Raw genomic sequence first — 4567 nt, 5'->3', positions numbered from 1 at the left:
CGTGGTGGCGGCGTTGCCGCCGAAGGCCACCGCCGTGGCTCCGGACAGGCCGGTGCCGGTGAGGGTGACCGTTGTACCGCCCGACGCCGGACCCTGGTTGGGCGCGATGGCGGTGAGGGCCGGCGTGGCCGCGTAGGTGTAGGTGACGGAGTTGCTCGTCCCGCTGGGGGATCGCACGGTGACCGCGACGGCCCCGGTGCCGGACGGTGTCACCGCGGTGATCTTCGCGGAGGTGTCGACCGTGTAGCTGAGGGCGGGGTTGGCGCCGAAGGTGACCGACGTGGCTCCGGTGAAGCCGCTGCCGTTCAAGGTGACCGTGCTGCCGCCTGCGGCGGACCCGGTGTTGGGGACGACGGAACTGAGGACGGGGGCGGCGGCCGCGACGCTGGGTTGTACCGCTCGCGCCGTTGGATCACTGTTTTCCACGGTGTCTCCGTAGGTGTGCCTCCCCGCCCGGGAAGGTCGGGGACTACTGATCGGATCCCGCCCGCCACCACCACCCGTCACGCGGGCTCCGGCGACGTCGGGAGAACGCTCGCGGCCTGGTCTTGACGTGGCGCGGGGTTGGACGGCTCGGGCCCCCGGCCCGGGGATGACTTCCGAACCGGGGGCTTGTGAGGCGGGCACGGCGCCCTGTGTGGTCGGCGCGTCCGCTATGGGTGGGACGACGATCGCCGGCGGTGGCCGGTCCCCTCCGGGGCGGTCAGATGCCGGGCCCCGCGAGATAGGTGTACGCGTCCGCGGCGGTCGCGCTGGCCGCGTCGTTGGTGACGACGACGTCGACGGCGCCGGCCGCCCCGGGAGGCGTGACGGCCGACACCGCGGTGTCGGAGAGCACGGTGAAGGGCGCCGGGTTCCCGTCGAAGGTGACCTGGTTGGTACTGGTGAGGCCGGTACCGGCCACGGTCACGGTCGTGCCGCCCGTCGTCGGCCCCTCCGCGGGGGTGACCGTAGTCACCGTCGGAGCGGCGACGTAGGTGTACGACAGCCCGTTGTTGGTGCCGCCCGCAGTGGTGACGCTGACTCCTACCGACCCTGCGGTGCCCGCCGGTGCGGCGACGGTGATCCTGCCGTCGGACACGACCGTCGGGACCGCGTTGTTGGCGCCGAAGGCGACGCTGCTGGCGGTGGACAGGCCGGTCCCGTTGATGGTCACGGTCTCGCCGCCCGCCGTCGACCCGGAGGTCGGGCTCAGGGACTGCTTGAACGGTGCCCCGACGTAGAAGAACGGGAGGGGGTTGCTCGTCCCTCCCGGCGTGGTCACGGTGACGCCGACCGACCCGTTACCCGAGGGGGAGACGGCGGTGACCTGGGTGGGCGAGACGTTGGTGACGGCGGTGGCGGCCCGGGTGCCGAAGCGCACGGCGGTGGTGCCGCTGAGACCGGTACCGGTGATGGTGACGAGTGTGCCGCCGCCACTTGATCCTTGATTCGGGCTGATTGGCATGAGAGCTTCTTCCTCGCTCGCAATGCGGTACATTACGAGCAGTGATGGGGCGTTCGGATTTCTCGGGTGCCTCGACCGGGTGCGAATCGGATCTCATGTCCACTGGCCAGGTGGTCATTCGGTGGCCCTGCGATGGCGCGCGCTTGGCGGTGTCGGCCGCCTGCGTGATACGCGGGGCTATCGAGGAACACCGTGATTCCGGCGTCGGCCGACGCTCGAATCAGCGACCTGCTCGCATCTGGCCCGAAGGTTACACATCCGTCGAAACGGACACTTCGAGTAGGCCATCCGGGTGGCATGACCACAAGGCCTATGCCAAAACGCCAGCCATTCGGTCGAGCGCTCAAGAGTGAAACACGGCGCCCTGAGGGCGTATTTGTGAATAAAAGATATTGATTTTATAGTATTTTTGAGACCGGAATTGAGCGGTCCGCCTCCTCTCGCGACCGATCGGTGACCTCACCACCACTCACCGCCGCCCCGCAGGGCACTCGCCGCCCCCTCGTGCCGCGCTCCCCCCCCCGTTCGGGTGAAAAAGCGCCCCGGGCATTGCCACCGCCTCTAGCCACTGGGCTACTTCGCCTAACAAACAGCTGTGTTGGTCGACAGGCCGGTCCGCGGTACTCCAGGTTCGTCGACCCATGGATTCGAGGAGTCCCCCATGGCGGTTTCACCGAACCAGGGATCCACCGGCGGCGGCGACGCGGTGACCCTCACGGGCAGCCACTTCACCGGCACCATCGGCGTGCGCTACGCCTCCCGCCAAGCCGTGAGCTTCACGGTCGTCAGCGACACCACCACCGAAACCATCACCCCCTCCGGCCACGGCCCCGTGCCCGTCTCGGTGACAACCCCCGGGGGAACGGGAGTGGTCGGAACTTTCTACTACCTGCCACCGCCCTCTTTCCGCCTCGTCCCGCCTCCCGCCGGACCCCTGGCAGGCGGCAACACGGTGACCCTCACCGGCCTCGGCCTGTCCACCACGAGCCAGGTCAGCTTCGGAACGCAAGCCGCCCGGTTCACCGTCGACTCCGACGGTCAACTCACCGCGATCGTCCCCTCGGCGCTCTCGGCGGGCCCGGTCGCAGTCACCGTACGCACCCGGGGAGGGATCGCCGGCGCGGTCACCTACACCTACCTCGGCCTCCCTCTCATCACCGTCGTCACCCCCGATTCGGGACCAGAGGACGGCGGCAACCTCGTCGTCATCACCGGCACCGCGTTCTCCCACACCACCGCCGTCACCTTCGGCGCGATACCCGCCACCTCCTACCGGGTCGCCTCCGACACCGAGATCGACGCCCTGGTACCCGCCGGAGCGCGCGGCCCGGTCGATGTCTCCGTCACCACCCTCGGCGGTACGACCACGGCCTCGGACGCCTACACCTATCTGGGGCGTTTCGCGGTGCTGGGCGGACAGTCCGTCACCAACACCGGCTTGTCCACCATCACGGGAGACCTCGGAGTCAGCCCGGGGGTTTCCGTCACCGGATTCCCGCCCGGCCAGGTGGACGGAACCATCCACATCTCGGACGCAGCTGCTCTGGAAGCCCACGCCGATCTCGCCGCGGCGTACGACAACGCCGCCGGCCGGATCCCGGACGCCGGCATCTCCGGAGACCTCGGCGGCCTGACGCTGACTCCCGGCGTCTACAACGCGACCTCTTCCATCGCGCTCACCGGCACCCTCACGCTGGATGCTCAGAGCAACCGCAACGCCCGGTGGATCTTCCAGATCGGATCTACTCTGACGACGGCAACAGCAAGCCGCGTACTTCTCGCCCATGGCGCCGCGGCCCGCAACGTCATCTGGCAGATCGGAAGTTCCGCCACCCTCGGCCCCGACACCGCGTTCGCCGGCAGGATCCTGGCCGCGACATCGATCACGGTGAACGCCGGTGTGACCGTCGCCGGCCAGACCCTGGCCCGCGACGGCTCCGTGACCCTGGACACCAACACCGTCACCCGCCCCTGGTGAGCCAACCCGCCCGTGGGTACCGCCGTTGCGGCGGCGGGCGGCCCGTGGTCCCTGGGGGCGCACGAGGCCGTGCACGAGGAAGCGGGGACATTCTGACCTGGGATGCGGCGATCGGTGCAGGCTGGTTCGGACGGGGCCGGACGGGAGCGAATGAGACCAGGGAACTGAGACCGTCGCGACCCCGCAGCCGATGCTGGGGGATCGCCACTGCCGCTTCTGACCGTCAAGGCTTCAGCCACCCCAACGACCAGAACCGTGGCCCCGCCCTCCGGAATAGGGCGGGGCCACGGCGTCGGTGGGCCCGTCGGTACACCTATGGGGTCTTCCCGGCGGCTTTGTCGTTCACGGCCGGGTCGACCCACTGCTGCCAGCGCGGGCTGGCCGCGATGGTACGCAACTGGGCTTCGGTGAGCGAGGTGGCGGTGACGAGGACCCTGGTGCCGTCGGGGCGCAGCAGGTCGGCGGTACGGGTGCGGACACCGTCGGTGGTGGTGGTGTACGCGAGCAGCATGGCGCCGCCTTCGAGGCTGCTCAGGTGGCAGTCGGTGAGGGGCGTGGTGCTCCGGACGTCGCAGGTGTAGAGGTGCTGCAGCTGACTCCTGCTGGTGTCGTGGCGCTGTTTGGCGATGTCCGATTCGTGCCTGCGGCGGGCGGCGTCCTTCTTGCCGGCCTCCTTGTCGGGTGCGACGGTGCCGCCGCTGTCCGTCCCCGGCGATGCCTTGTCCGCACCGGGGGCGGTGCCGGGAGCGGCCTCGGCCTCCGCGGGGCTGAAGACGAAGTCGCCCATGAACCGGACGTCGACGACGTTCTTGTCGGGGCGGGTGGTGATGCTTCCCGTGGTCTGGACGGATGCGAAGCGCGGATCGGTGTTCTGCCAGCGGACGGTGGGCTGTGCGCCCGCCCCGCCGGGGAGCAGGTCCCGCAGGATGTCCACGGTCGCGGCTCCGGTCAGGGCCTCCTTGCCCGCGGGCGGGGAGGTCTGCGCCCCGACGGCCGCGAAGTCGGGGATCCTGACGCTGGTCGCGGTGGTGTCGCCGGCGTGGCTGCCCGGCAGCACGGTGACGACGGCGAATGCGGTGAGTGCGGAGAGCGCGGTGCCCGCCGTGCTCCAGGCCACCGCCCGCCGGCGGCGCCGGGTGCGG

The 4567-nt window shown here is 70.1% G+C and carries 4 protein-coding genes; 1 reads left to right on the top strand and 3 read right to left on the bottom strand.

Going from position 1 to position 4567, the window contains the following annotated elements; genetic code table 11:
• Both HY68_RS43625 and HY68_RS09595 read right to left on the bottom strand, forming a co-directional pair.
• A partial coding sequence (locus HY68_RS43625) for an IPT/TIG domain-containing protein (protein WP_198533240.1) occupies positions 1-426 on the bottom strand: 426 nt, incomplete at its 3' end.
• A gap of 277 nt (positions 427-703) precedes the next feature.
• Entirely contained in the window at positions 704-1447 is a 744-nt protein-coding gene (locus HY68_RS09595) for an IPT/TIG domain-containing protein (protein ID WP_041986942.1), read from the bottom strand.
• A 661-nt stretch (positions 1448-2108) separates the two neighbouring features.
• Between HY68_RS09595 and HY68_RS39540 the strand changes: the two genes are divergently transcribed.
• On the top strand, positions 2109-3425 hold the full coding sequence (locus HY68_RS39540) for an ice-binding family protein (protein WP_052457051.1): 1317 nt from the start codon (positions 2109-2111) through the stop codon (positions 3423-3425).
• 313 nt (positions 3426-3738) lie between these two features.
• Here HY68_RS39540 and HY68_RS09580 read toward each other — a convergent pair.
• Positions 3739-4567, bottom strand: an 829-nt coding sequence (locus HY68_RS09580) for a hypothetical protein (protein ID WP_198533239.1), incomplete at its 5' end; no start/stop codon positions are given.

It is taken from the genome of Streptomyces sp. AcH 505 (assembly GCF_000818175.1).
Taxonomy (GTDB): domain Bacteria; phylum Actinomycetota; class Actinomycetes; order Streptomycetales; family Streptomycetaceae; genus Streptomyces.
This window is presented reverse-complemented; position numbering and strand designations above follow the sequence as displayed.

Excerpts from the sequence above, each read along its gene's own strand:
- HY68_RS09595 (WP_041986942.1), bottom strand. The coding sequence starts at position 1,447 with ATGCCAATCAGCCCGAATCAAGGATCAAGTGGCGGCGGCACACTCGTC.
- HY68_RS39540 (WP_052457051.1), top strand. The coding sequence starts at position 2,109 with ATGGCGGTTTCACCGAACCAGGGATCCACCGGCGGCGGCGACGCGGTG.